The 23,220-nt window shown below is 61.4% G+C and carries 17 protein-coding genes; 5 read left to right on the forward strand and 12 right to left on the reverse strand.

The window, feature by feature from the left end; translation table 11 throughout:
- Nucleotides 1-105 precede the first annotated feature (105 nt).
- Nucleotides 106-1,608: a cation:proton antiporter gene (locus G1C98_RS08030; protein WP_169080705.1), complete on the forward strand. Its 1,503-nt coding sequence runs from the start codon at nt 106-108 to the stop codon at nt 1,606-1,608.
- A gap of 165 nt (nt 1,609-1,773) precedes the next feature.
- On the forward strand, nt 1,774-3,249 hold the full coding sequence (locus tag G1C98_RS08035; RefSeq protein ID WP_169080706.1) for an amino acid permease: 1,476 nt from the start codon (nt 1,774-1,776) through the stop codon (nt 3,247-3,249).
- Nucleotides 3,250-3,474: 225 nt separating this feature from the next.
- On the opposite strand, the gene G1C98_RS08040 is transcribed toward G1C98_RS08035, so the two are convergent.
- The 3 genes from G1C98_RS08040 to G1C98_RS08055 form a co-directional block, all read right to left on the reverse strand.
- On the reverse strand, nt 3,475-4,716 hold the full coding sequence (locus tag G1C98_RS08040; RefSeq protein ID WP_169080707.1) for an AGE family epimerase/isomerase: 1,242 nt from the start codon (nt 4,714-4,716) through the stop codon (nt 3,475-3,477).
- A gap of 568 nt (nt 4,717-5,284) precedes the next feature.
- Nucleotides 5,285-6,961 carry a glycoside hydrolase family 26 protein gene (locus G1C98_RS09380; protein WP_240944972.1) on the reverse strand — a complete coding sequence of 559 codons (1,677 nt, stop codon included), beginning with the start codon at nt 6,959-6,961 and terminating at the stop codon, nt 5,285-5,287.
- Complete coding sequence (locus tag G1C98_RS08055; protein WP_169080708.1) at nt 6,961-9,150, reverse strand: alpha-galactosidase; 2,190 nt, start codon at nt 9,148-9,150, stop codon at nt 6,961-6,963. Before G1C98_RS08055 ends, G1C98_RS09380 begins: the two co-directional genes overlap by 1 nt.
- A 178-nt stretch (nt 9,151-9,328) precedes the next feature.
- On the opposite strand from G1C98_RS08055, the gene G1C98_RS08060 reads away from it, so the two are divergent.
- Both G1C98_RS08060 and G1C98_RS08065 read left to right on the forward strand, forming a co-directional pair.
- A complete protein-coding gene (locus G1C98_RS08060) occupies nt 9,329-10,051 on the forward strand; it encodes a hypothetical protein (RefSeq protein WP_169080709.1) in 723 nt (240 codons plus the stop codon).
- A 92-nt stretch (nt 10,052-10,143) separates the two neighbouring features.
- Nucleotides 10,144-10,764 (forward strand): YesL family protein, encoded by a 621-nt coding sequence (locus G1C98_RS08065; RefSeq protein ID WP_169080710.1) that lies wholly within the window; start codon nt 10,144-10,146, stop codon nt 10,762-10,764.
- A 261-nt stretch (nt 10,765-11,025) separates the two neighbouring features.
- On the opposite strand, the gene G1C98_RS08070 is transcribed toward G1C98_RS08065, so the two are convergent.
- The 8 genes from G1C98_RS08070 to G1C98_RS08105 form a co-directional block, all read right to left on the reverse strand.
- The gene (locus tag G1C98_RS08070; protein WP_169080741.1) at nt 11,026-12,294 is read right to left on the reverse strand and encodes an MFS transporter; all 1,269 of its coding nucleotides are present in this window, start codon (nt 12,292-12,294) and stop codon (nt 11,026-11,028) included.
- A 132-nt stretch (nt 12,295-12,426) separates the two neighbouring features.
- Entirely contained in the window at nt 12,427-13,182 is a 756-nt protein-coding gene (locus G1C98_RS08075) for an amino acid ABC transporter ATP-binding protein (RefSeq protein WP_169080711.1), read from the reverse strand.
- A gap of 23 nt (nt 13,183-13,205) precedes the next feature.
- Entirely contained in the window at nt 13,206-14,174 is a 969-nt protein-coding gene (locus G1C98_RS08080; protein ID WP_169080712.1) for an NAD(P)-dependent oxidoreductase, read from the reverse strand.
- Between the two features lie 87 nt (nt 14,175-14,261).
- Complete coding sequence (locus tag G1C98_RS08085) at nt 14,262-15,557, reverse strand: aminotransferase-like domain-containing protein (RefSeq protein WP_169080713.1); 1,296 nt, start codon at nt 15,555-15,557, stop codon at nt 14,262-14,264.
- A 168-nt stretch (nt 15,558-15,725) separates the two neighbouring features.
- Nucleotides 15,726-16,472, reverse strand: coding sequence for an amino acid ABC transporter ATP-binding protein (locus G1C98_RS08090; RefSeq protein ID WP_169080714.1), 747 nt, complete (start codon nt 16,470-16,472; stop codon nt 15,726-15,728).
- Nucleotides 16,472-17,179 carry an amino acid ABC transporter permease gene (locus G1C98_RS08095; protein WP_169080715.1) on the reverse strand — a complete coding sequence of 236 codons (708 nt, stop codon included), beginning with the start codon at nt 17,177-17,179 and terminating at the stop codon, nt 16,472-16,474. Before G1C98_RS08095 ends, G1C98_RS08090 begins: the two co-directional genes overlap by 1 nt.
- A gap of 13 nt (nt 17,180-17,192) precedes the next feature.
- Nucleotides 17,193-18,026 (reverse strand): transporter substrate-binding domain-containing protein, encoded by an 834-nt coding sequence (locus G1C98_RS08100; protein ID WP_169080716.1) that lies wholly within the window; start codon nt 18,024-18,026, stop codon nt 17,193-17,195.
- A 199-nt stretch (nt 18,027-18,225) separates the two neighbouring features.
- Entirely contained in the window at nt 18,226-19,041 is an 816-nt protein-coding gene (locus G1C98_RS08105; protein ID WP_169080717.1) for an amino acid ABC transporter permease, read from the reverse strand.
- Nucleotides 19,042-19,697: 656 nt separating this feature from the next.
- Here G1C98_RS08105 and G1C98_RS08110 point away from each other — a divergent pair.
- The gene (locus tag G1C98_RS08110; protein ID WP_169080718.1) at nt 19,698-20,711 is read left to right on the forward strand and encodes a ribose-phosphate diphosphokinase; all 1,014 of its coding nucleotides are present in this window, start codon (nt 19,698-19,700) and stop codon (nt 20,709-20,711) included.
- A 672-nt stretch (nt 20,712-21,383) separates the two neighbouring features.
- Here the strand turns inward: G1C98_RS08110 and G1C98_RS08115 are convergent.
- Nucleotides 21,384-23,219, reverse strand: coding sequence for an ABC transporter ATP-binding protein (locus G1C98_RS08115; protein WP_417852305.1), 1,836 nt, complete (start codon nt 23,217-23,219; stop codon nt 21,384-21,386).
- Nucleotide 23,220: the final 1 nt, after the last annotated feature.

The following is a 23,220-nucleotide window of genomic DNA, read 5'->3' on the forward strand; positions in this document are numbered from 1 at the left end:
AAAACATACTTCACATTTTCGGCATAGCGACGGCCGCTCGGGTATCACACCGCCGCCCCAAAATCGCTTTCCGCGTGATGCGCGCGCAGCGACTAGGCTGGTGGCATGACTCATGACCTTGTCTCGCTTACCATCATCATGGCGGTGGCGGCGCTCTGCCCGATCGTCGCACGCATGATTCCCGGCAGATTCATTCCTCAGACCGTACTTCTGCTGGCCGCGGGCGCGGCGCTCGGTCCGTACGGCTGCAACGTGATCCAGACCACTGACGCCGTGGAACTGCTCAGCGAGCTTGGTCTGGCGTTCCTGTTCCTGCTGGCCGGTTATGAGATCGACCCCAAGCAGCTTTCCGGTCATCAGGGCAAGGTCGGCCTTGCCACTTGGGCGGTCAGTCTGGGCATCGCCTGGCTGGCGATCACGCTTATCCCGTATTTCACGGCATTGGATATGAACAGCATCGCCGTGATCATCGCCCTGACCACCACCGCGCTCGGCACGCTGATGCCGATTCTCAAGGAGCGTGGATTGGAAGGCACGCCTGTCGGCAATGCGATCATCTCCTATGGCACGTGGGGCGAGTTGGGGCCGGTGCTGGCCATGGCGATCCTGCTGTCCACCCGCACCGGCTGGCAGACGCTGCTGGTGCTGGGCGCGTTCGCGGCGATCTGCGTGGTGTGCGCGAGAATCCCGGTGAAGGCGCGCAAGGCCGGTCACCGCGCGTACCGCTTCCTGACCGAGAACGCGAACACCTCATCGCAGACGATGATGCGCATGACCGTGTTCCTGCTGGTGTTCCTGGTGACCGTTTCCGCACTGTTCAAGCTCGACGTGGTGCTGGGCGCGTTCGCAGCCGGTTTCATTCTGCGCTACATCATTCCGGACGGCATGGAATCGCTGGAGATGAAACTGGATGGCGTGGGCTACGGCTTCCTGATTCCCGTGTTCTTCGTGGTGTCGGGCGCGGCGATCGACGTGCGGGCCGTGGCGGGCGAGCCGGGGCTGCTCGTCACGTTCATCGTGATGCTGATGCTGATCCGCACGGTACCGGTGTATATCGCGATGTCGCTGGATAAGAAGGCGAATCCGATGTCGTCGCATCATCGCGTGACCGTGGCGTTGTACTGCACCACCGCGCTGCCGATCATCGTGGCTGTGACCTCGCTTGCGGTCAAGGCCGGCACCATGCAGCAGTCGACCGCCTCCACGCTGGTCGCGGCGGGCGCGATCACCGTGTTCCTCATGCCGCTGCTCGGTTCGCTCACCTATCAGGTGGCCGACGTGCACCCGGTGACGGCCGTGCGTGAGATCGCGCATCAGCCGGGCGATTGGCGGCATATCGTGCACGATCACGCCGAGATCCGCAAGCTGCTGCATCATCGCGAGCTGATCGACCGGCTGCTGGAACGCAATGGCCTCGATCCGCGAGGCGACGCGGCCGGCGAGACCGGTAAGGCGGACAGGACCGGCAAGGCAGACGGAACCGGCGTGCAACTGCTCGCGTTGGCGCGCAAGGCACGCCATGAGATCGACAGCCGACTCGAAGAGCTCGGACTCGACCCAGAAACGGTACACGAGTTGCCGCACGACTACCGCCTGCCGAAGAACTGACGGCCGCACCGCCCGCGCGCATCAAGGCATCCACATTTGTCAGCGAATGTCCGCGAACGGCCATGTTTCGTACACATACAACATCCGCTGGTTACAATCGGGGGCATTGCGCGGGCGCGATTCCGCACGCCGCGCATGCTCCCATGAGAAGAAGGGAAAACATTCATGAGCGATACCAACGTCAAACGCACACCGCGCGAAACCGACGACGTGCCGGTACCGGCGACACTGCGCAAATCCCTGAAGAACCGTCATATCCAGCTGATCGCCCTGGGCGGCGCAATCGGAACGGGCCTGTTCTACGGCTCCAGCGAATCAATCGCCTTGGCCGGCCCCTCGATTCTGCTGGCCTACCTGATCGGCGGCCTGGTCATCTTCATGATCGTGCGTGCGCTGTCCGAAATGGCGGTGGAGGACCCGAAGGCCGGCGCGTTCAGCTACTACGCCACGCGCTACTGGTCCAAGCGAGCGGGCTTCATCTCCGGCTGGAACTACTGGTTCAACTACGTGCTCGTGGCCATGGTCGAGCTTTCCGTGGTCGGTTCCTTCGTGAACTACTGGTTCCCGAACATTCCGAAATGGGTTTCGGCGGCCGTGTTCCTGGTGGTCATCGCAGCATTGAATCTGATGGGCGTAAGCAAGTTCGGTGAATTCGAGTTCTGGTTCGCGATCATCAAGATTGTGGCCGTGATCGCCATGATTCTAGGCGGTCTGTACGTGATCATCGCCAACGTGCCCACCGCATCCGGCATTCGCGCCAGCTTCGCGAACTGGTTCACCGTGGACGGCGGATTCATGCCGCACGGCCTGATGACCCGCAACGCCGACGGCACGTGGACCGGCCTGATGATGGCGCTGGTCGTGGTGATGTTCAGCTTCGGCGGCACCGAACTCATCGGCATCACCGCAGGCGAGACCGAGAACCCGCGCGTCACCATTCCGAAGGCCACCAACGGCATCATCTGGCGTATCCTCGTCTTCTACATCTTCGCGCTCGGCGTGATCATGGCCGTGGTGCCGTGGAGCAAGATCGACGGCAATTCCAGCCCGTTCGTGCAGATCTTCGATTCCGTGGGTGTGCACGCGGCCGCAGGCATCCTGAACTTCGTGTGCCTGACCGCCGTGATGAGCGTCTACAACTCCGGCCTGTATGCGAACTCCCGCATGCTGTATTCGCTGGCCAAGCAGGGCAACGCACCGGCGTATCTCGGCAAGCTGACCAAGCGCGGCGTGCCGGCGGCCGGCGTGATCACCTCCGCGATCATCATCGCCATCGCCGTGGTGGTGGTGTTCGTATGGCCCGAGTTCGCGTTCAACTATCTGATGTCGATCGCCACCATCGCGGCCGCGATCAACTGGACGATGATCATGATCACCGAGATCCACTTCCGCCGTGTGGTCGCCGCAGGTGACGGCCCGGCCGAACTCAAGGGGCTGAAGGGCAAGGAGGCGCTCGACAAGATCGCGTTCAAGCTGCCGTTCGCACGCGTGATGCCGTACATCGTGATCGCGTTCATGGCGCTGGTGGTGGTGCTTATGTGCTTCTCCGCAAGCTACCGCATCGCCGTGGTCGCGGGCGTGATCTGGCTGATCGTGCTGTTCTCGGCGTACGAGCTGCAGAAGCGGTTCGCCAAGCAGTGAGTGCTGCCGGCATGCGGTTGGGCACGTATGTGCGGCCGTAACCGATAAGCAACCAGCTCAACGCAACGCAAATGGGCCGTTGGCTTCCCATAGAGGAAGCCAACGGCCCATTATTCGTATGGTCCATCGTGTGCAATCCGCCGATTGCAGCCAACCGTCCGCGAAGGAGAAAGGAGGAAGAAAAACCTTGCGGGCGGCCCGGCGGTTGCGCTGGAGGCCAGAAGCTCAGCCTTGCTTCTTGGCCGCCGGGGCGATGGACAGGCTCGGGTCGCGCAGCGGAATCATCATGGACTGCGTTGCGTGGTACAGGTCGGACTTGCCCGGCCACACGGTGCCAATCGGCTTGTTGGTGCGATCGAGCTGATGGAACCAGGATCCGTTGACGTGGTCCATCACCGTACTGTCCGCGTACTCAAGGAACGTCGCATACCACTTGGCGTACGATTCCTTGCCGGTCACGCGGGCGAGCGTGGATGACGTGTTGATGCCCTCGGCCAGCGTCCAGTGCATGCGGTCGTGCACGACGGGCTTGCCGTCCCAGTCGGTGGTGTACACGATGCCGGGTGCACCGTCCGCGTTCCATCCGTCTTCGACAGCGCGGTTGAACAGGTGTTCCGCAGCGTCGATGTACGGGGCGGCGGCCGCCGGATCGGACGGGTAGGTGCTGGTGGCCCACTGGGTGATCAGGCGGGACCATTCGATGCCGTGGCCCGGGGTCGCGCCGTACGGCTTGAACTGGTCGTCCGGCTTTTCGCGGTTGCATTCGAGATCGAGAGACCAGTCGGAATGGAAGTGTTCGGGGATGCGCCAGTTGTTGGCCTTCGCCCAGCCGAGCACGTGTTCGATGATGCGGCCGGCGCGCTTGCGCCAGGTCTCGTCGCCGGTCACGTCGGCCACGGCGAGGAACGCCTCGACGGAATGCATGTTGGCGTTGAGGCCGCGGTACGGGTCGAGTTCGGTGAATTCGGTGTTCCACGTGTCGACGGACAGGCCGGTCTCGTCATCCCAGAACTTATCGAGGAAGACCTGTTCGGCGTGGTCGAGCAGTTCGGCGGCACCGGGGCGACCGAGCAGGGTTGCGGAGGAGGATGCCAGCAGCACGAAGGCGTGCGCGTAGCACTGCTTGGTGGGCGTGTAGCCGCCTTCGGGGGTGATCTCCGGGTACCAGCCGTCATTGGCGTCGTCGTGCAGCGCGCCCTTGAGGCCCTTCAGGCCGGCGTCGACCAGCTCCTCGGCACCGGGGAAGCCGACGAAGGCGCCCAGGCAGTACACGTGGGTCATGCGGCAGGTGATCCAGGTGGCGCGATTGCGGTCCTTCCACGGGGTGCCGTCGTCGCCCAGCCAGTAGGAGCTGCCGTCGGGGGCGGGGAATCGTGTGCCGAAATTCAGCAGATTATCGCGGGCAGCGTCGAGAAACGCTTTGTTTTCCGGCGTTCCCAGCTGGTACTTCGCATCTTCAACAGCCATGTCAAGTCCTTTCTTGAGGCCTGTTCCAAAAACTTGTCTGCAACTTGTCTGCAAGTTGCCGTGTGCCGAATCCCGAGCTTGTCGCGCTGCGCAGACCCACCGCGCAGACCCACCGCGCAGGTCTTCCGTGCAGGTCTTCCGCGCAGACCCACCACGCAGGTCTTCCGCGCAGACCCACCGTGCAGACCCACCGCGCAGGTCTTCCGTGCAGACCCACCGCGCAGGTCTTCCGCGCGGTTTCGTCAAGTTCCGTTTTCAGTTTTCCGCTCGGGAAGCTGCATCGCACTCCCGCGCCGTTGCCCTCATCGTACAGCTTAAGCGCTTAAGTCGCAAGTGTGACACGCCACATCCCGGCACTCTGCCGTCCCGTCTAATCGCCCCAATCCCCTCTTAAACCCCTCCTAAACCCCCTCCTACTTGACGTCAGCCCCGCCCAAACCAACAACCGTGACTGGCGTTACAACAACACGAGGTAATCGTGACAACAACTGTGACTGGAGTGACAGATTCTGTTACGCCAGTCACAGTTGTTGTCATCTGGTCACAGGTATTGCCAACCCCACGGAAATCAGTAGAGGGGCGGGAGGGTGTTGGCCATGCGGATGAAGGGATGCTCGGTAAAGCGGCGGAAATCGGCCGCGTACTTCGATCCCGCCACCGGAGTGCCGTATGCGCCGGTTCCCGCGGCACCCGGATCGTTGCGCCACGGCATATACCACAGCACCCGGCGCGTGTCGCTGTTGGCGAGCGCGGCGGTGAGCAGATAGTGCGTCCACGGCGAATCGGACTCGGACTGCACATCCGACAGGTCGGACAGGTCGGATGATTCGGCCAGGTCGGACGGTTCAACCGGGTCGGACGGATCGGCCGGTTCAGCCGGTTCAACCGGGTCGGATGATTCGGACGATTCGGCCGGTTCAACCGGGTCGGACGATTCAACCGGGTCGGACAGGCCGGACAGGCCGAATGGTTCGGAGGGTCTGGATGATTCGGCAGGACAAGTCGATTCGGTTTGTCCGGGCAGACCGCCCGATTCGGGTAGACCAGTCGGACCGGTCGCGGCAATAGGTTCAGACAGCTCGGCCGCACAGACAGCAGCCATACCAGCATCACAACCGGCACCATCAGCACCACTGCCACAACAGTCACTATCGGAGGTAGCACAACTGTCGCAACCGGTCACGTCACCGTCACTGTCTGCGAAACAACCGTCACCGCCAGCGCCACAGGCACCGCAATCGGCACCACTCAACGCGGCCTTGTCCTCCACGCTCATCACATATTGCGACGCGAATTCGCCAGGCGAGCCGACCTCGGTGGCGGCGGCAATCTTGCCGCGTTCGCGGGCGAGCCGGCCGACCACCGTCAGCATGGTGATCAGGTCGTCGTGCCGTTCATGCGGCTGCTCGGCCTCGATGTCGGCGGGTGCGATGTCCCAGTAGTCGTCGAACCCGAGCACATCCACGTAGTCGTCGCCGGGGTAGGCGTACAGGTAGCCGGCCTCGCACGTGCTTTCCGAACTCATGTCGATGCGGCTGCGGTCGGGCGAGTAGGCGTAGAGCACGTTGTGCAATCCGCGTACGTCACGCAGGTAGTCCACGGTCATGCGCCACAGGGCGATGAACTGTTCCGGCGTGGTGTCGGTGGGCTGTGCGGGAGAGCCGGTGCACCACCAGAACCAGTCGCCGGTGTGCTCGTGGAACGGGCGGAATATGATCGGCACGGATTCGCCGCTGGCCTCGTCCACTACCGAGTCCAGGAATGCGGCCACGCGGTCCAGCCATTCGAGGAACTGCCCGTGCCGTGCGCCGCCGGGCAATACCGCCGCCACGGAACCGGGCGCCATATTGTGCCCGTAGCCGCCGAAGGTGATCGGGTTGGCGGAATGCCAGCTCATGGTCGTCACCGCGCCCATGCTGTAGGCGCGCAGCAGTTCGGCGCGCACATCGCTCATGGAGAAGCCGTCGATGTTGGTGGTTTCGTCGCGTTCCACGCCGCTCAGGTCGCTGCCCCAGAGCGCGGGGTAGGTGCCGGTGACCGCATGCACGTCGGAATCGGTGTTCGTGCCGATCACGTTGCTGGTCTCGTTCTGATGGCCGAACATGGCGAATGTGCCGCTTGCCTGGTGCAGGGATCGGAACAGCGCGCTGGTCGGTATGTTCAGATGCGGGTCGACGGGACGCGGGGTGGCGGACGCACCGCTCACCACACCATTCATCACATCATCATTCATCGCATCACCCATCACATCGCCTCGATGTCAAGAATCACGGCCTGCATGGGCCACAGCGGCGGCACCTGCAAACCGATCTGTTCCAGCAGCAGTCCGGTCGTTTCGAATCCGCCGTTTCGCGCCGCGGCAATCCACTGCGGCGTGTTCCAGCCCCAACGCGGTTCGCCCACCTCGTCGCGCAAGCGCACGCGGTACGTGCGGTTCGGGTCGAGCCCGCGCACGCGCAGTCGTTCGGCGAGCACGTCGCGCAGGTTGGTCGTGGTGGCCACCACCCATACGGCGTGCGTGCCGTCGGCGGATACCACGCCGCGCCCGCGCAATGCCGGGTCGATGAAGTCGGCATGCTGCACGCGGCCGGTGTGCAGCAGTCCGCGCAGTTCCTTATACAACGCCACGAACGCCTTGAGCGAGGCCAGTTCCTCATCGGAGCATTCGAGGATGTTCCATTCGAAACCGCAGCACCCTTCCAGCGAGATCGCCGCGCGGTAGCTCAGGTCGGTGGCTCGCCAGGTGGAGTGCGCGGGCGATGGGCCGACGTGCGCGCCGATCATTTCGGGCGGCACCACCAGTTCGGTGTAACGCTGGATGTCCACGCGGTCGCGCGGGTCGTTGGAGTCGGAGCCCCAGATGCGGTCGGCGTGCTGCAGGATGCCGGCGTCGGTGCGCGCGCCGCCGGAGGAGCAGCTTTCGATTTCCAGGCCGGGGAATTCCCGCTTGAGATCGTCGAAGAGCCGATAGCAGGCCATGGTCTGATCGTGCAGGCCGTAATGCCCGTCGTGCACCGGTTCGGTCACGTCGCGGTTGTGGTCCCATTTGATGTAGTCGATGCCGAGCCGGTCGATCAGCGTGGCCATCTGATCGTGCACATGGCGGTATGCGGCGGGATTGGCCAGGTCGAGCACGTACTGCGTGCGGTACGACACGTCTTCGCGGTAGGGCACAGCTTCCGGCGCGGCGAGGATCCAATCGGGGTGCTCGCGGGCGCAGTCAGAATCGAGGTTCACCATTTCCGGTTCGAACCATAGGCCGAATTCCATGCCGAGCCCGTGCACATGCTTCGCCAGGCCGTCCAGTCCGTTCGGCCATACGTCAGAATCGACCACCCAGTCGCCCAGTCCCTTGGTGTCGTCGCGGCGCAGATGGAACCAGCCGTCATCGAGCACGAAGCGTTCCACGCCGACTTGTGCGGCACGATCGGCGAGTTTTCTTAACGTGGCCTCGTCGTGGTCGAAGTACACGGCCTCCCACGTGTTGAGCGTGAACGGGCGAGGTTTGACGGCCGGGTTCACGCGGCCCGGCGTGCCGCGCAGCCAGGTGTGGAAGCGTTCGGCCATGCCGTCGAGTCCTTCGGCGGAGTAGGAGAAGCACACTTCCGGCGTGGTGTAGTGTTCGCCGCCGGCGAGCTGGATTTCGCCGGGACCAAGCAGTTCGCCCGCGCCGATCAGCGGCTCGTGGCACGGCAGGTTGTCGATGCGGTAGGTCTGGTTGCCGCTCCACGCCAGATGGCAGGCCCACACCTCGCCTTCGCTCCATTTCGGCTCGCCATTGGTGGCGATGAACATCCACGGGCTTTCGTGGCCGGTTTTGCCGTGACGGCATTCGCGCGTGACGGAACCGGAAGGCAACGCGGCACTGCGGACCTGCTTTTCCAGCGGCCACCTGCCGGTGAATTGGGTGAGGGTATCGACGCGTTTGGGCATGGGGAGCGTGGATTCGAGCCAGTTCACGGTGAGCGGTTCGGCGGCGTCCGAGGTGTTGGCGATGGTCTGCGTGATGAGGATGAGGCCGCCGTGCTGCAGCGCGAGCGTGAGTTCAAGGCGGATCTTGTTGACGGTGTCTTCGGCCGTGACGGTGATGGAGGAACCGAATCCGTCGGCACCCTCGTAGGTGACCGACGTTTCGACCGTCGTCCAGCGGGCGAACACCGGCTTGCCGCCACGGTACGCTTCGAGACCGGGGCGACCGGCGAAGGCCTCGGCGCCCTGCGGCAGCAGCGACGGGCGCAGGGCGGCGTCCGGCTTCTCCTGCGGCGGTGTGACCTTCAGCGTCATCGCATCCAGCTGGGCCAGCAAGGGCTCGCTCTGCCCCACGCCGAAATCACGGCCCCAGTACTCCACTTGAGGCATCTCGTTCGCCGGCGTTTTCAGCACCACGCACACACCGTCGCGCTTGAGCACCACATGGCTGCCCTGATCAAACATCGTCGTTCCCTTCCGCCCCGCATGCATCGGCGCACACACGGGCAATCACATCATGCGATCAACTTATGCTATGACAACAATTCAGCCCCACTACTTCGCGGAGTTGACTTTTTGTTGCGTTCAGTATACATTAAGCGGTTAAGTAAACCAAATGGTTTTAGTAAACTGAGGTGGCCCCATGGCAGCAATGAAGCTGACTGACGAACAACGGCAAGCGGTCGACGCGCTCTCCGTGGCGCCCGAACATGCCGGCGAATCCAAGCTCACGGTCTTCCGATCGCTCCCGGCCCGAGCCAAACTCACCTACTTCCGCGAGCACTTCCTGGTGCCGCTGCTCGCGGCGATCATCGTCATCGCACTGGCCACGTTCATGATCGTCAAAGCCGCCACACCGGCCACCCGGCCGAAACTGTACGCGGCCGTCATCGACAGCGCCATCACCACCACCGAAGCGCAGCAACTTCAAAAAGACTTCTCCGCCAAACTCGGGCAAAGCGTGAACATCGACAGCTATTTCGACACCAGCAAGGACGGCCTCGACAAGCTGCAGACCATGCTCTCCTCCAAGCAGATCGACGTGATCATCGCGCCGCAATCCAAGTTCAAACAGCTGGCCGGCTACGGGTATTTCCGCAACCTCGCCACCTCGCTGAACACCACGCAGCGCAACAGCCTCAAGAACGATCTGGTGCGGCTGAACGGCTACGACGACGCCGATGACGATGATCCGGACGTGTCCGGCAGCGGCAAGGGCGCGGCCAAACCGTACGGCCTGAGCCTGGCGCAGGCGAAAACATGGAATTCGTTTGACGGCGCGGACTCCAAAGCGCTGATCGGCATCGCCGCGAACACGCAGAACGCGGGCACGGCACGGGAATTCATCGACTGGCTGTACCGGTAGGATCTCGCGCTTTTGCGCTTCGCTCCTTGCAACCCCGCGCACCGCACAGCACACGTCAACCACAAACAATTCATAACCACTAAGGACCCGACATGGACTCACGATTCTTCCGCGAAGACAACCCGTACAACGTGTTCATGAACACCGTGGGCGACCTCGCCATGCTTTCCGTGGCATGGGTGGTCTGCTCGCTGCCCATCGTGACCATCGGCGCCTCCACCGCGGCGGCCTGCGAAGTGGCGCGGACCATGCAGGAAGACCGGGACAACGGCATTTTCCGCGGATTCTGGAAGGCGTTCAAACGCCGCTTCGGCATCACCATGGCACTCACCGCGATCATCGCATGCGTGTGGGGTCTGGGCGCATTCGACCTGTGGTTCCTCTCGCGGCAATCCGGCAACGCCGTATCCGTGGTGTACGGCATCACCGTGGCGGTATTCGCGATCATCGGCGTCGCGCTGGCGTTCGTACTGCCGTTGACTGGGCGCAGCAAACTCAGCGTATTCGAGCAGATCAAGCAGTCGGCGCGACTGGCCGTATTGAAGCCGATGGTCGCCATCGCCGTGTTCGTGCTGGACGTGCTGCCGATCGCGCTGCTGGCCACCGTGCCGGGTGCGATCGCGTGGGTGCCGCTGCTGTGGGCGATCCTCGGCGTGGGCGTTTCCGCATGGCTGCAGATGCGCATGATCCGCAAGGCCTTCGCGCTGGAGTGACCCGCCCCGTCGCGACAACGCATGAAGCTGCGCGCCCGCGTGCAGAACCCGACAGAATAGGCCCCTATTTGTCGCGACATCGCATGAGTTACGCCGCGTATGGGCAAAACACGACAGAACAAGGCACAATCCGTCGCGAAACGACATGAAACCCCACAAGCACCGTCAAAACCCGACAAAATAGGGCTGCCGCTGTCGCAACATCGCATGAGTTACGCCGCGCATGGGCAGATCACGACACATCAGCGATCGCCGCGCCCATTATCGTGCGACGGACCTGGCACCCATGTGCATGAACCATGCGTACAGCACAATGCCGCACGCTGCGCACATCCCGCACATCACGAACATCATTCTGAATCCGCACAGGCTTGCCACATAGCCCCACAGCATTGCCCCGCCGCCATACGCGACATCGCCCGAAGCGGAGAAGAACGCCGTGACGCGACCACGCTGGCCGGGTTCTATACCTTGCAATACCAGCGTATTCATCATGGGTTGCAGATTCGCCTGGCCGGCACCGTACAGGAATGCGGCCACCAGCAGTACCGCCAGATTGCCGGCACGGGCGATCAGGAAGAACGGCACGACGACCATGATCAGGCTGGCTGCGGCAACCGCCTGCTGCGGGAAGCGGATGAGCTGCGGCGAGATCATCAGACGAACCACCACTGTGGAAAGCGAGGCGACCACGAAATACATGCCCACGTTGGCGATGTGCAGTTCGACCGCATACTGGGCGATGAACGCGGTGACGCCGGCCGCCGCACAGAACACGACAAACATGATGGCGCTGGGAACCACCACGCTTGCCCGCAGAAGCAATGCCAGCGAACCACTGGATTTTCCGCTCTTCCTCTCTTGCGCTTGCCCCGCCACGCGACTTTCATCGTCTCTCCGCCGAGTAGCCGCGACCGGCTTGACCTTCAGCAGCAGGCTCAGCAGCAACGAAACCGCAGTCAGCACCATACCGACCATGAACAACGCGTCGTAGCCGAACCGTTCCACAACCGCAAGGCCGATCATCGGGCCTATGGCGCTGGGAACCACCTGCGCCAGGCTGAAATACCCCAGTCCGACCTGCAGTCGTCTTGGCGGAATCAGATCGGCCGCAACCGTGGACGTCGCGGTGGTCTGCATGCCGTTGCCGATACCTTGCAAAAATCGCAGGCAAAACAGGATGAGCAGGGTGCGGAACACGTTCAGCAACGTAAAGTCGAGCACCAGTATGGCCAAGCCGATGATGAGCATGATTCTGCGACCGTACCGGTCGATCATCACGCCTGTGGGGAAGCGGAAGATCAGTGCGGAAATGCCGAGAATGCCCACGATGGCACCGGATGCGGTGGTCGATCCGCCCAGTGACGCCACGTAGAGGGGAAGCGTGCCCATTTGCGTGGTGATTGCGGTGGACGCCAGGGCCGCGATCACCATCAGCAGTATGAAGTCGCGGGTCCATAGGCGGTCGGTCTCCTGTCGTTCCGCCCACACAGGCCGTACCTGCGTTACATGCCGTTCCGTCTGTATCATCACCGCGCCTCCTTATTGGGCTTGCCTTGCCTTATGGCTGCCTTATTGCCGCACCTACCACCGCTCTACTGCCCGTTTATCGCCTGCCGGCACCCGCCGTCAGGCCGCTCGCTCCCAACATCCGCCAATCACTCACCTGCGTGCGGAGATATTGAAATTGCTGAGAAAAGCCCTTGTCCTCTCCTGCTTCGGGTGATCGAACACCTCGCTCGGCGTTCCGCTTTCCACTACCACGCCGTCGGCCATGAAAACGACCTTGTCCGCCACTTCCCGCGCGAACTGCATCTCGTGGGTCACCACGATCATCGTCTGCCCGCTATCCGCCACCTGGCGCATCACGGCCAGCACATCGCCCACCAGCTCGGGGTCGAGCGCCGAGGTCGGCTCGTCGAACAGCAGCAGGTCGGGCACCAACGCCATCGCCCTCGCGATGCCGACGCGCTGCTGCTGCCCGCCCGACAGCTGCGACGGGTAGTACCCGGCACGTTCCAGCATGTCCACGCGTTCCAGCATGTCGGTGGCGATATCGCATGCCTTCGTCTTCGACATCTTGCGGGGAACGACCAGCCCCTCCATCACGTTCTGCAGCACGGTCATGTGCTGGAACAGCTCGTAGGTCTGGAACACCATGGCCGTGTGCATGGACACCTCCCTGCGGGTGTTGCTGCCGATATGGCTGAAATCGCAGCGGATCTTCTCGCCGAGCGCGTACGTGCCCTCATCGGCCTGCTCCAGCAGGTTCAGACATCGCAGGAACGTGGTCTTGCCGGAACCGCTGGGCCCGATGATGCAGACCACCTCGCCCTTGTCCACGGCCAGCGACACCCCTTTGAGAATCTCGTTGCCACCGAAACGCTTCTTCAATCCTTCGACTTGCACCTGCAGCATGATGCTCTCCTTTCACCCGTATCTCACATCACCAAATTCTTCGACGTTCCGTTCAGAATGACGTTTCTCGCATTGTCCAGCGCGGTCTGCGCGATCTCGTCCACCGCACGCTGCGTGTAGTAGGCGATGTGCGGCGTGACGATGACGTTGGGATATTCCGACAGTTCCCGGTAGTACGGGTTCGTGGCCCAGCCGCACGACATGTAGCGTTCCTCGTCCTCCAAGGTGTCGAGCGCCGCGCCGCCGATCCTGCCGGATCGCAAGGCGTCGAGCAGTGCCTCCGTGTCGACGATCCCGCCTCGCGCGGTGTTCACCAGGCAGCTGTTCGGCTTCATGGCGGCGAAGGCCGCGGCGTCGAACATGTGCTCGGTCTGCGGCGTCAACGGCACGTGGATGGAGATCACGTCGGATCGTTCCAGCAGCTCCTGGAATCCCACGTATTCCACGCGTCCGACCAGGCGCGCGTTTTCGGAGAAGCTGTAGGCGATCACATGCCCGCCGAGCGCCAGCACGCCTTCCGCTACCACGCTGCCGATGCGCCCCGTGCCGATCACGCCCACGGTCACGTCGGACAGTTCGCGGCCGATCATGGCCCGGCTGTCGCCGGTGTCCTTCTCCACCGCCGGAATACCACGCAGCAGTTCGAGAATCGACATCAATGCGAAATGCCCCACCGACGTCGGGCTGTATGCCGGGACGTTCGTGACGTGGAATCCGTATTTTTCCGCCCATTGGCGGTTCAGTCCGTCGGTTCCCGTGGCGGTGATCGACAGCTGCCTGATGCCGTAGTCGTGCAGTTTGCGATACATCGATTCGGATTCCTTCATGCCGTTGCTCAGGTATGTGCAGATGCCGTCGTAGTCGCGCGCCAGTTCGATGTTGTCTTCGGTCAGTCCCTCGTGCACGCAGGTGACGGGAACGCCGTTGCGTTCGGACCAGCGTTCGATGGCGGGTTCTGCCACGGGATTCGCGCCAAAATAGATCAGTTTCATCGCATTGTCCTTTCCTCGTTCGTCTTCGTATTCATGTGGGGCGGCCGACCATACGTACGACCAAACCGCCCCTATGTGCGGTCTCTCTCACTGCACGATCGCCGCGGCCGCGGGCTCCAGCCGCGCATTGGCCAGGCTGCGTTCCCGGTACCCCTCATGGTCGAATCCGCCCGCATCTTCCGTACGGATGCGGCTCTCCTCCAGGGTCTGACCGATGATCGCAATGCCCTGGGCTATCTCCTCCAGCGAGGGGCGGGTGAAGTTCAGACGGAAATCACGCTCATACCCCTTGCCCGTCACGCTCATGATGTCGCCGGGGATCACCGCCACGTGACGCTTGGCCAGCAGATCGTAGAAGCGTTCGGGGTCGATATCGTCCGCCATGCGGCACCCGATGAAGTAGCCACCGGTCGGTCGGATGTAACGCAGCGTGGTCGCCGGGATCGTATCCAGCGCATCGATCATCGCCCTGGCCTTGCCCTTGTACAGTCGCTTGAGGTATTCCACATGGCTTTGGAAGTCGTAGTTCTTGATGAATTCGGCGAGCAGCACCTGCCAGTAGTAATTCGAATGGGAATCCACGACCTGCTTGGCCACGATGAGCTTGCGCATCAGCTCGCCCGACGCCATCACGAATCCGAGTCGGGTGCTCGGCGCAAGCACTTTGGAGAACGACCCCGAATAGATGACCCTGCCGTCCGTGTCCATGGACTTGATCTTCGCGATCGGCTCGCCGGTGTACAGCAGCTCGCCATACGGGTCGTCCTCGAAAATCAGCACATCGTATTTCCTGGCGATCTCGTACAGCGCCTTGCGCTTGTTCAGCGGCATCGACGTGCCCAGCGGATTCTGGAACGTCGGGATCACGTAGATCATCTTCACGTTCGGCGTGGTCTGCAGTATGAGTTCCAATGCGTCCAGGTCCATGGACTCCTGGTCGAGGTCCATCGGCACCGGAAGGGCCGTCACGCCGTAGCTTTGTACCGCCTTGACCGCGCCGGAGAAGGTCTGGTCCTCGCACAGCACCACATCGCCCTCGTTGCACAGCACCTTGACCGCAAGGTCCATGCCCTGCGTGGAGCCGGAGACGATCATCACGTCGTCGTCGCATTCGATGCCGCTGTACCGCGCCAGGCGCATCTTGATGAGTTCGCGCAACGGTGCGTAGCCTTCGGTCGGGGAATACTGCAGGAACGTGTCGGGCGGGTATTCGTCGTACATTTTCGCGGAAATCGTGCGCAGGGTATCCATGGGGAACGCGTCGGTGGAGGGGTAGCCGTAGGCGAAGGAGATCACGTCGCCTTCGTCGTTGACTTTCTTCGCGTTGTCGCGGAGCTTGGACGAGGTGAGATGTTCCACACGGTTGGCGAATGAGTACTGCATGATATTGCTTCTTTCAGTGGTTACATATGGTCGTGTATGCCAGCTCAGGGCGGGCGGTTTGCGCTGACGCCCGCCGCGATGGTTGAGATGGTGATGATGATGGGGACGGCCATAACGGCCGTGATGATGCTGAGAATGATTGTTCCTTGCCTTGCGGGTGTCTGCCGGTCAGGCCGCGAGCTGGTCGGTGAACCTGGAGAGGAAGTCCCTTGTGCGTTGTTCCTTCGGGTGTTCGAAGATCTCCTGCGGCGTGCCTTGTTCGAGCACGACGCCCTTATCCATGAACACCACCCTGTCGGCGATCTCGTAGGCGAATTTCATCTCGTGGGTCACGAGGATCATGGTCGCGCCGGCATCGGCGATCTCGCGCAGCAGCTCAAGCACCTGCCCTACCAGTTCGGGGTCGAGCGCCGATGTTGGCTCGTCGAACAGGGTGATTTTCGGGTTGAGCGCGAGCGCCCTGGCGATGCCGATGCGCTGCTGCTGGCCGCCGGACAGCTGGCTGGGGTAGAAATCCCTGCGTTCGGAAAGCCCGACCTTGTCGATCAGTTCGTCGGCGAGCGCGTACGCTTCCTCCTTGGTTTTCTTTCCTGTGGCGATGGCTGGCATGGCGATGTTGTCCAACGCGGTTTTGTTTTGGAACAGGGCGTAGTTCTGGAACACCATGGCCGTTTGACGCTGGTAGGCGATGATGTCGCGTTTCCTGGCGGTTTTCGTGTCGATATGCGTCTCGTCCAGGTCGATGGTGCCTTCGTCCGCGCGCTCCAGGAAATTCAGGCATCGCAGGAACGTGGTCTTGCCCGAACCGCTGGAGCCGAGGATGACGATCACCTCGCCGTCGTTCACGTCCATATCAACGCCGTTGAGCACTTGCTGCTTGCCGAAATGCTTGCGGATTCCACGGATCTTCATCATTATGCCGCCCTCCTCATCTTGCCGGTCAGTCGATGTTCCACGAGTCCCGTGCCTTTTTCGATGCAGACGACCACGGCCCAGTAGATCAGCGCGACGCCTACGTAGGCTTCCAGGAAGGAGTAGCTTTGCTGCCCGGAGATGGTCGCTGCGGAGAAGATGTCGACCACGCCGACCATCGAGCACAAGGCCGAGGCCTTGATGAGGTTGATGAACAGGTTGCCGAATACTGGCAGGGCCACGGGGATGGATTCGGGCAGCAGCACCCTGCGAATGGTCTGCGCTCTGGTCATGCCGATGGATTGCGCCGCATCGAGCTGGCCTTTGCGGATGGAGGCGAATGCGCCTCGGAAGATTTCGCTGGCGTTGACGATTGCCATGATGCTCAGGCCGACGATGGCGATCCAGATGGTGTTGATGTTCTTGAATCGGATGGACCAGTGCAGTGATTGCGCAATCGGGTCGAATGCCGTGGAGCAGAACAGGTAGAGGGCCAGCAGGATCAGAACGATCGGTATGCCTTTGAACAGGGTGATGATGACCTGCAGTACCGGTGCGACCACCTTGGCGTCGTAGTAGCGCAGCAGCGCGATGATCAGGCCGAAGACGACGCCGATGACGAGTGCGACGAATGGGATCAGGAGCGTAATGCCGAGATAGTGGATGGAGTATGCGATGGACTTGACCATTGCCTGGAAGTTGAACTGCATGATGTCACCTCGCTCAGTCCTCCGGCACGTAGTCGGCGCCGTAATACTGTTCGGACAGCTTCTTGAAGGTGCCGTCCTTCTTCAGTTCCGCCATGGCCTTGTTGACCCTGTCGATGAGGTCCTTGTCGTCGGACTTGTTGAACAGGATGTACGAGGAGGACTTGTTGACGGCCTTGTCACTGCCTTTGAGCCCCTTGTGGAAGGCGTTGTTCCACAGGTCGAGCGAGTATTGCGGGGCCAAAGTGGCGTCGTAGGAGCCGGAGGTCAGTCCCTGCACGATCTGTTCGTTGCTGTAGGTGCCGTACGTGAGCTTGAATGCGTCGGGGTGTTCCTTCAGGTAGCTTTCGGCCATGGCCGCCTGGTTCGTGGCGGTGGTGACGTATACCTTCTTGCCCTTCAGATCGTCGAAGCTTTGGTAGACCTTGCCGTTGGAGGGATCGGAGATGATCAGCGTATCCCACTTGGTCAGGCCGACTGTACCGTAGGTGAACTTGGCCTTGCGTTCGGCGTTGTTCTCGTATTCGTATGCGGCGATCTGGGCCTTGCCGCTGCTCAGATTGGACAGCGAGGTGGGGAAGTCGCTGCCTTCGAACGTGAACTTGTAATACTTGGACAGTTTCTGTTCCACGGCCTTCATGATGGCGATGTCGTAGCCGTCGAGTTCGCCGTCCTCGTTCATCGAGCAGAAGGGCTTGCCGTCGTTGCCGGTGGCGATGGTGATCTCCTGCTGGTTGCCGCCGGATTCCGAGCCGGCGCTGGAGGAGCTTCCACATGCGCTCAGCGATCCGAGGGAGATGACCGTGGCGAGGATGGCGGTGGAGATGGTGGTAAGACGTGTGTTCTTCATGATCGTTCCTTTTCTTTCTTTCTCTACGTTCGTATTCGTGATTGGCTTATGTGATTCGCACCGTGATTCCGTTGCGATTCGCGCATTTTGGGTGCGTTGGGCCAGGCCCTGGGCAATGCCGAGGGTCGGTTTGCGATGAATCGGATGAACGGCGAATCGCCGGGTGGCGGGGATACTGGCTTATTCGGCCAGCCGTCGATTACTTCGATTCGCTGGGGACGGCGACTTTGGCCGCCACGGGAACCGGCTTCGCAATAATGCCGACGGTGCTCTTGCGCTTGTACCGAATCAGCTGCGGCACCCGCAGTTTGGGAAGCGCCACGCTATGCTTCGCCGTAAAGCTCATCTGCACTTCGATCGCCGCGAAGATGCGCTCCAGAATGAAGCTGAGTACGATGAACAGAATCGCGGCCCCCATATACGCCTCCATGGTGTGGAACGTATAGGCACCAAGCGCTTTCGCACGCCCGACCACATCCACCACGCCGATGGTGAAGGCCAACGAGGTGTCCTGAAGCAGGGCAATCGTCGTGGTACCGAAGGACGGCATCGCAATACGAATCATCTGCGGCATGATCACCTTGACGTATGTCTGTGCCTTGGTCAGACCGCAGGCGGCGCAGGCATCGAACTGATGCTGCGGAATGCTTTCGATGGAGGCCTTGATGGTTTCCGACTGGAAGGCCGCAGTGTTCAGGCCGTATGCGATATAAATGAAAATCACCTTGTTCCATTGGGAAATATCCAATGCGAACAACGATTTGAGAAGAATCGGAACCCCGTAATACACGATATACAGCTGTACAAGAATCGGAGTTCCACGAACAAAGGAAACGAAAACCGCGCAGATCTGGCTGAGAACAACGGTTTTTTCAATCCTGACGAATGCGATGAGACAGCCGAGAATCAAACCGGCAATCGTTGCGATTCCAACGATTTCCAAGGTGACCGGCAGCACCGCGATAAGTTTGGGAAGATATTTTCCTACCAGGGACCAATTAAAATAGTCGGACATTTCTCGTGCTCCTTCTACTGCGACAGATAGGCGGTCTGACGCATTTGATCAGGGCGAATGCGCGAAGATCGATCGGTTTGAGATATGCGGAAAGCAATGTTCAATCCTTTCAGATGATGTACATGCGACTGAGATGATTCAGGATGAATCGAGATGCATGTGGATTGGTAAAGAAGTTGGTTGTAACGATAAAAATGAAAAATTTCGCTTAATCACCGGTAACGTTACGAGCAAGATTCATCTTCGCCGCGGCGATAACACGACGGTAACGCCGCCGGCGGTATGGGCACCGCGTTACCGCCCCGCTTTTGTCGCGAAATCACATGAATCATGCCATTCATCTACAAAACCCGACAGAATAGGACTGCTATTGTCGCGAAACCGCATGAGTTACGCCGCGCGTGGGCAAATCACGACAAAATGGGGGCGATGTTGTCGCAACATCGCATGAATCGGCACGACTGCGGTGCAATTGCGACACAGCTATGGCACGACTACGGCACAGCCGCAGCACTGCTGCGACAAGCGGCCCGAAAACCAGCGAAACCGCGCATCCGTACGCATGGCAACCCGACCGCCGCCGGCATGACATGGCTACGGGTACACTGGTGAAGGCTATTTCTTGCTCGTAGAACACAAAGGACGGCAGCACAATAATGTCAACGATTCTTGAGGGCACTCCGGATAAACGTATGGCGCTGGTCACGGGCCGCGCATACCCCGAACTGGCCAAGGAAGTCGCAGACTGCCTGGGTACCCAGGTGTTGGAAACCACGGCATACGATTTTGCGAACGGCGAGATGTATGTGCGTTACACCGAACCGGTTCGCGGCGCCGACGTGTTCGTGCTGCAGTGCCATTACGGTGACATCAACAAGTGGATCATGGAACAGCTCATCATGGTGGATGCGCTCAAGCGCGCCTCGGCACGCACCATCACCGTGGTCGCGCCGTTCATGGGCTATTCCCGTCAGGACAAGAAGCATCAGGGCCGCGAGCCCATCACCGCCCGTCTGGTGTACGATCTGTTCCGCACCGCCGGCGCGAACCGCATCATGACCGTCGACCTGCATGCCGCTCAGGAGCAGGGTTTCTTCGACGCCCCGGTCGATCATCTGACCGCCACCCCCGTGCTCATCGACTACGTGCGCAATCATCTCCCGCTGGAGAACACGACCATCGTCTCCCCCGACGCCGGCCGTATCAAGGTTTCCGAACAGTGGGCCGCCAAGCTCGGCGGTCTGCCGCTCGCATTCATCCACAAGACCCGCGACACCACGCGCCCGAACCATGCCGTCGCGCATGGCATCATCGGCGAGGTGGAAGGCCGCGACTGCGTGGTGGTGGACGATATGATCGACACCGCCGGCACGATCTGCGAGGCCGTCCGCACGCTGAAGAGCGCCGGTGCCAAGAGCGTGACGCTGGTGGCGACGCATGGCCTGCTGTCCGGTCCGGCCGTCGAACGTCTGCGTGATTGCGGCGCCAGGGAAATCGTGCTGATGGACACCGTTCCGGTTCCCGAAGAGAAGCGACTGCCGAACATGACCGTGCTGTCCGTGGCACCGCTGCTGGCCGCCGGCATCCGTTCCGTGTTCGAGGAAGGCTCCGTGGCCACGCTGCTGGAGGGGCTGCCGGAGGATATGCGTCCGCGCAATATCTACGCCTGACCTTTTCAGTTCGTCTACGATACGATAACGCCCGCAATCGGTTCGTCTGATTGCGGGCGTTATTGTTTTTGCGCTTGCGGGTGCGGATTATTGCGTATGTGGCCGGCAGCGTGATCGTCTGGCGTGGCTGGACTGGGATATCACGCGGAACCTGCCACGCCTGCATCCTCTTGGCGTGGCCATTCCAGGGTTCCGACCGGATACGACCACGCCTGCGATCCCCAAATGTGGCCGACTCCGCATCTCAACCGGATTTGGCCACGCAATCGCCATTCCAACGTGGCAGCACCCACATCCCATCCGAATCTGGCTGCACAGGCACCATTTCAGTGTGGCCGTAGCCGTATTCCATCCGAATCCAGCCACGCCAGGCACGCCCCAGAATGGCCGAACCTAGATACCGCCCGGAACCGGCCACGCCTGTAATCTCCCAGCGTGGCCATATTCATATACCGCCCGGTTCCTGTCACATCTGTAATCCCCGAATGTGGCCGACTCTGTGTTTCCCCCGTATTTGGCTACGAGCATGACTCGTAGCACAGACAGCGTAACAGGGGCTTCCGTATGACGTGTCCGACCGTAGGCTTGGCCGAACGGCCTTGAGTGTGTCGGATACGTCATACGGAAGCCCCACCCCTGCCAAGAACAGGATTTTTCGGCAACCGGCAACCGTTACTGCGCCAGCGTGAACTGGCTGTTGTAGATGTCCGCGTAGAAGCCGGACTTCGCAAGCAGTTCCTCGTGGGTACCGCGTTCCACGATGTCGCCGCCGTTCATCACCAGGATCATGTCGGCGTCGCGGATGGTGGACAGGCGGTGCGCGATCACGAAGCTCGTGCGGCCCACGGTCAGCGCGTCCATGGCCTTCTGGATCAGCTCTTCGGTACGCGTATCGACCGAGGATGTGGCCTCGTCGAGAATCAGGATCGGAGCGTCCTCGACCATGGCGCGGGCGATGGTGAGCAGCTGCTTCTGGCCTTGCGAGAGCGATGCCTTGTCGTCCAGCACGGTGTCGTAGCCGTTCGGCAGCGACATGATGTAATGATGCAGGCCGACGGCCTTGCATGCGGCCACGATCTGCTCATCGGTCACGCCGGGCTTGGAGTATGCGATGTTCTCGCGCACCGTGCCGTGGAACACCCACGTGTCCTGCAGCACCATGGAGAACTGGTCGTGCACGTTCCAGCGCGGCACAGACTTGGTGTCCACACCGTCGATGGAGATCGAGCCGCCGGAGATCTCGTAGAAGCGCATGAGCAGGTTGACCATGGTGGTCTTGCCGGCACCGGTCGGGCCCACGATGGCGATCTTCTGGCCGGACTTCACCGATGCGGAGAAGTCGTGGATGATCGTCTTGCCCGGCTCGTAGCCGAACTGCACGTGGTTGAACTCCACGTCGCCGCGCACCGGCTGGCCGTTCTGGCCGAGCAGTGCCTGCTTGCCGGATTCGTCGTCCATCTCCGGCTCCTCAAGGAAGCCGAACACGCGCTCGGATGCGGCGGCGCAGCGCTGCAGGTTCTGGAAGGCCTGGGCGAACTGCGACAGCGGCTGGGTGAACAGGCGGATGTACATCATGAACGCCACGATCACGCCGAATTCGATCTTGCCGTCCATGGCGAGCGCCGCGCCCACCACGCATACGACCACGTAGCCGAAGTTGCCGATGAAGTTCATGAGCGGCATCATCAGGCCGGAGAGGAACTGGCTCTTCCAGCCGGAGACGTACAGGTCGTTGTTGTACTTTTCGAAGCGGCGGATGGCGTCGGCCTCGCCGCAGTACGACTTGACCACGGTGTGGCCGGTGTACATTTCCTCGACGTGGCCGTTCACGTCGCCCAGGGCGATCTGCTGCTGGGCGAAGTACTTCTGCGAGACCTTCATGATCAGCCCCATGACGATCAGGCCGAGCAGCGAGGCACCAATGGCGCACAACGTCATGATCACGTTGTTGTAGAACATCATGATCAGCGCGCCGAAGAACAGTGTGATGGAGGTGATGAGCGAGCCGAGCGACTGGCCGAGCGTCTGGCCGATGGCGTCCACGTCGTTGGTGATGCGGCTGAGCACGTCGCCGTAGCTGACCTTGTCGAAGTACTTGAGCGGCAGCTTGTTGATCTTCACGCTGATCGCCTCGCGCAGCTGCTGTGCGGTGCGCTGCGTCACGTTCGCCATGATCCAGCTTTGCACGTAGCAGAGCACGGCGTAGCCCACGTACAGTGCGACCAGCAGCCATGCGATGCGGTTCACCGCGTCGAAGTCGATCGAGCGCAGCACCGGTTTGCCGTGCACGATGGCCGGCAGGCCCTTGGTGATCTCGTTGGTCATGTCCTTGAGCTTGTCCGGGCCGACGATCTGGCAGACCGTGCCGGCCGCGCCGAGTATCAGCGCGAAGATCATGGCCGGAATGTAGTGGCGGCAGAAGTGCGCCAGTTTCTTCATCACGCCGCCGAAGTCCTGCGGCTTTTCAACGGGTCCGCGTCTGCGGCCGTGTCCCATGCCACCTGCCATG

It is taken from the genome of Bifidobacterium erythrocebi, from assembly GCF_012932675.1.
Lineage (GTDB): Bacteria > Actinomycetota > Actinomycetes > Actinomycetales > Bifidobacteriaceae > Bifidobacterium > Bifidobacterium erythrocebi.

Excerpts from the sequence above, each read along its gene's own strand:
- G1C98_RS08070 (WP_169080741.1), bottom strand. The coding sequence starts at position 12,294 with ATGATACAGACGGAACGGCATGTAACGCAGGTACGGCCTGTGTGGGCG.
- G1C98_RS08035 (WP_169080706.1), top strand. The coding sequence starts at position 1,774 with ATGAGCGATACCAACGTCAAACGCACACCGCGCGAAACCGACGACGTG.
- G1C98_RS08055 (WP_169080708.1), bottom strand. The coding sequence starts at position 9,150 with ATGTTTGATCAGGGCAGCCATGTGGTGCTCAAGCGCGACGGTGTGTGC.
- G1C98_RS08065 (WP_169080710.1), top strand. The coding sequence starts at position 10,144 with ATGGACTCACGATTCTTCCGCGAAGACAACCCGTACAACGTGTTCATG.
- G1C98_RS08090 (WP_169080714.1), bottom strand. The coding sequence starts at position 16,472 with ATGATGAAGATCCGTGGAATCCGCAAGCATTTCGGCAAGCAGCAAGTG.
- G1C98_RS09380 (WP_240944972.1), bottom strand. The coding sequence starts at position 6,961 with ATGGGTGATGCGATGAATGATGATGTGATGAATGGTGTGGTGAGCGGT.
- G1C98_RS08060 (WP_169080709.1), top strand. The coding sequence starts at position 9,329 with ATGGCAGCAATGAAGCTGACTGACGAACAACGGCAAGCGGTCGACGCG.
- G1C98_RS08115 (WP_417852305.1), bottom strand. The coding sequence starts at position 23,219 with ATGGCAGGTGGCATGGGACACGGCCGCAGACGCGGACCCGTTGAAAAG.
- G1C98_RS08080 (WP_169080712.1), bottom strand. The coding sequence starts at position 14,174 with ATGAAACTGATCTATTTTGGCGCGAATCCCGTGGCAGAACCCGCCATC.
- G1C98_RS08075 (WP_169080711.1), bottom strand. The coding sequence starts at position 13,182 with ATGCTGCAGGTGCAAGTCGAAGGATTGAAGAAGCGTTTCGGTGGCAAC.
- G1C98_RS08095 (WP_169080715.1), bottom strand. The coding sequence starts at position 17,179 with ATGCAGTTCAACTTCCAGGCAATGGTCAAGTCCATCGCATACTCCATC.
- G1C98_RS08100 (WP_169080716.1), bottom strand. The coding sequence starts at position 18,026 with ATGAAGAACACACGTCTTACCACCATCTCCACCGCCATCCTCGCCACG.
- G1C98_RS08040 (WP_169080707.1), bottom strand. The coding sequence starts at position 4,716 with ATGGCTGTTGAAGATGCGAAGTACCAGCTGGGAACGCCGGAAAACAAA.
- G1C98_RS08030 (WP_169080705.1), top strand. The coding sequence starts at position 106 with ATGACTCATGACCTTGTCTCGCTTACCATCATCATGGCGGTGGCGGCG.
- G1C98_RS08105 (WP_169080717.1), bottom strand. The coding sequence starts at position 19,041 with ATGTCCGACTATTTTAATTGGTCCCTGGTAGGAAAATATCTTCCCAAA.
- G1C98_RS08085 (WP_169080713.1), bottom strand. The coding sequence starts at position 15,557 with ATGCAGTACTCATTCGCCAACCGTGTGGAACATCTCACCTCGTCCAAG.
- G1C98_RS08110 (WP_169080718.1), top strand. The coding sequence starts at position 19,698 with ATGTCAACGATTCTTGAGGGCACTCCGGATAAACGTATGGCGCTGGTC.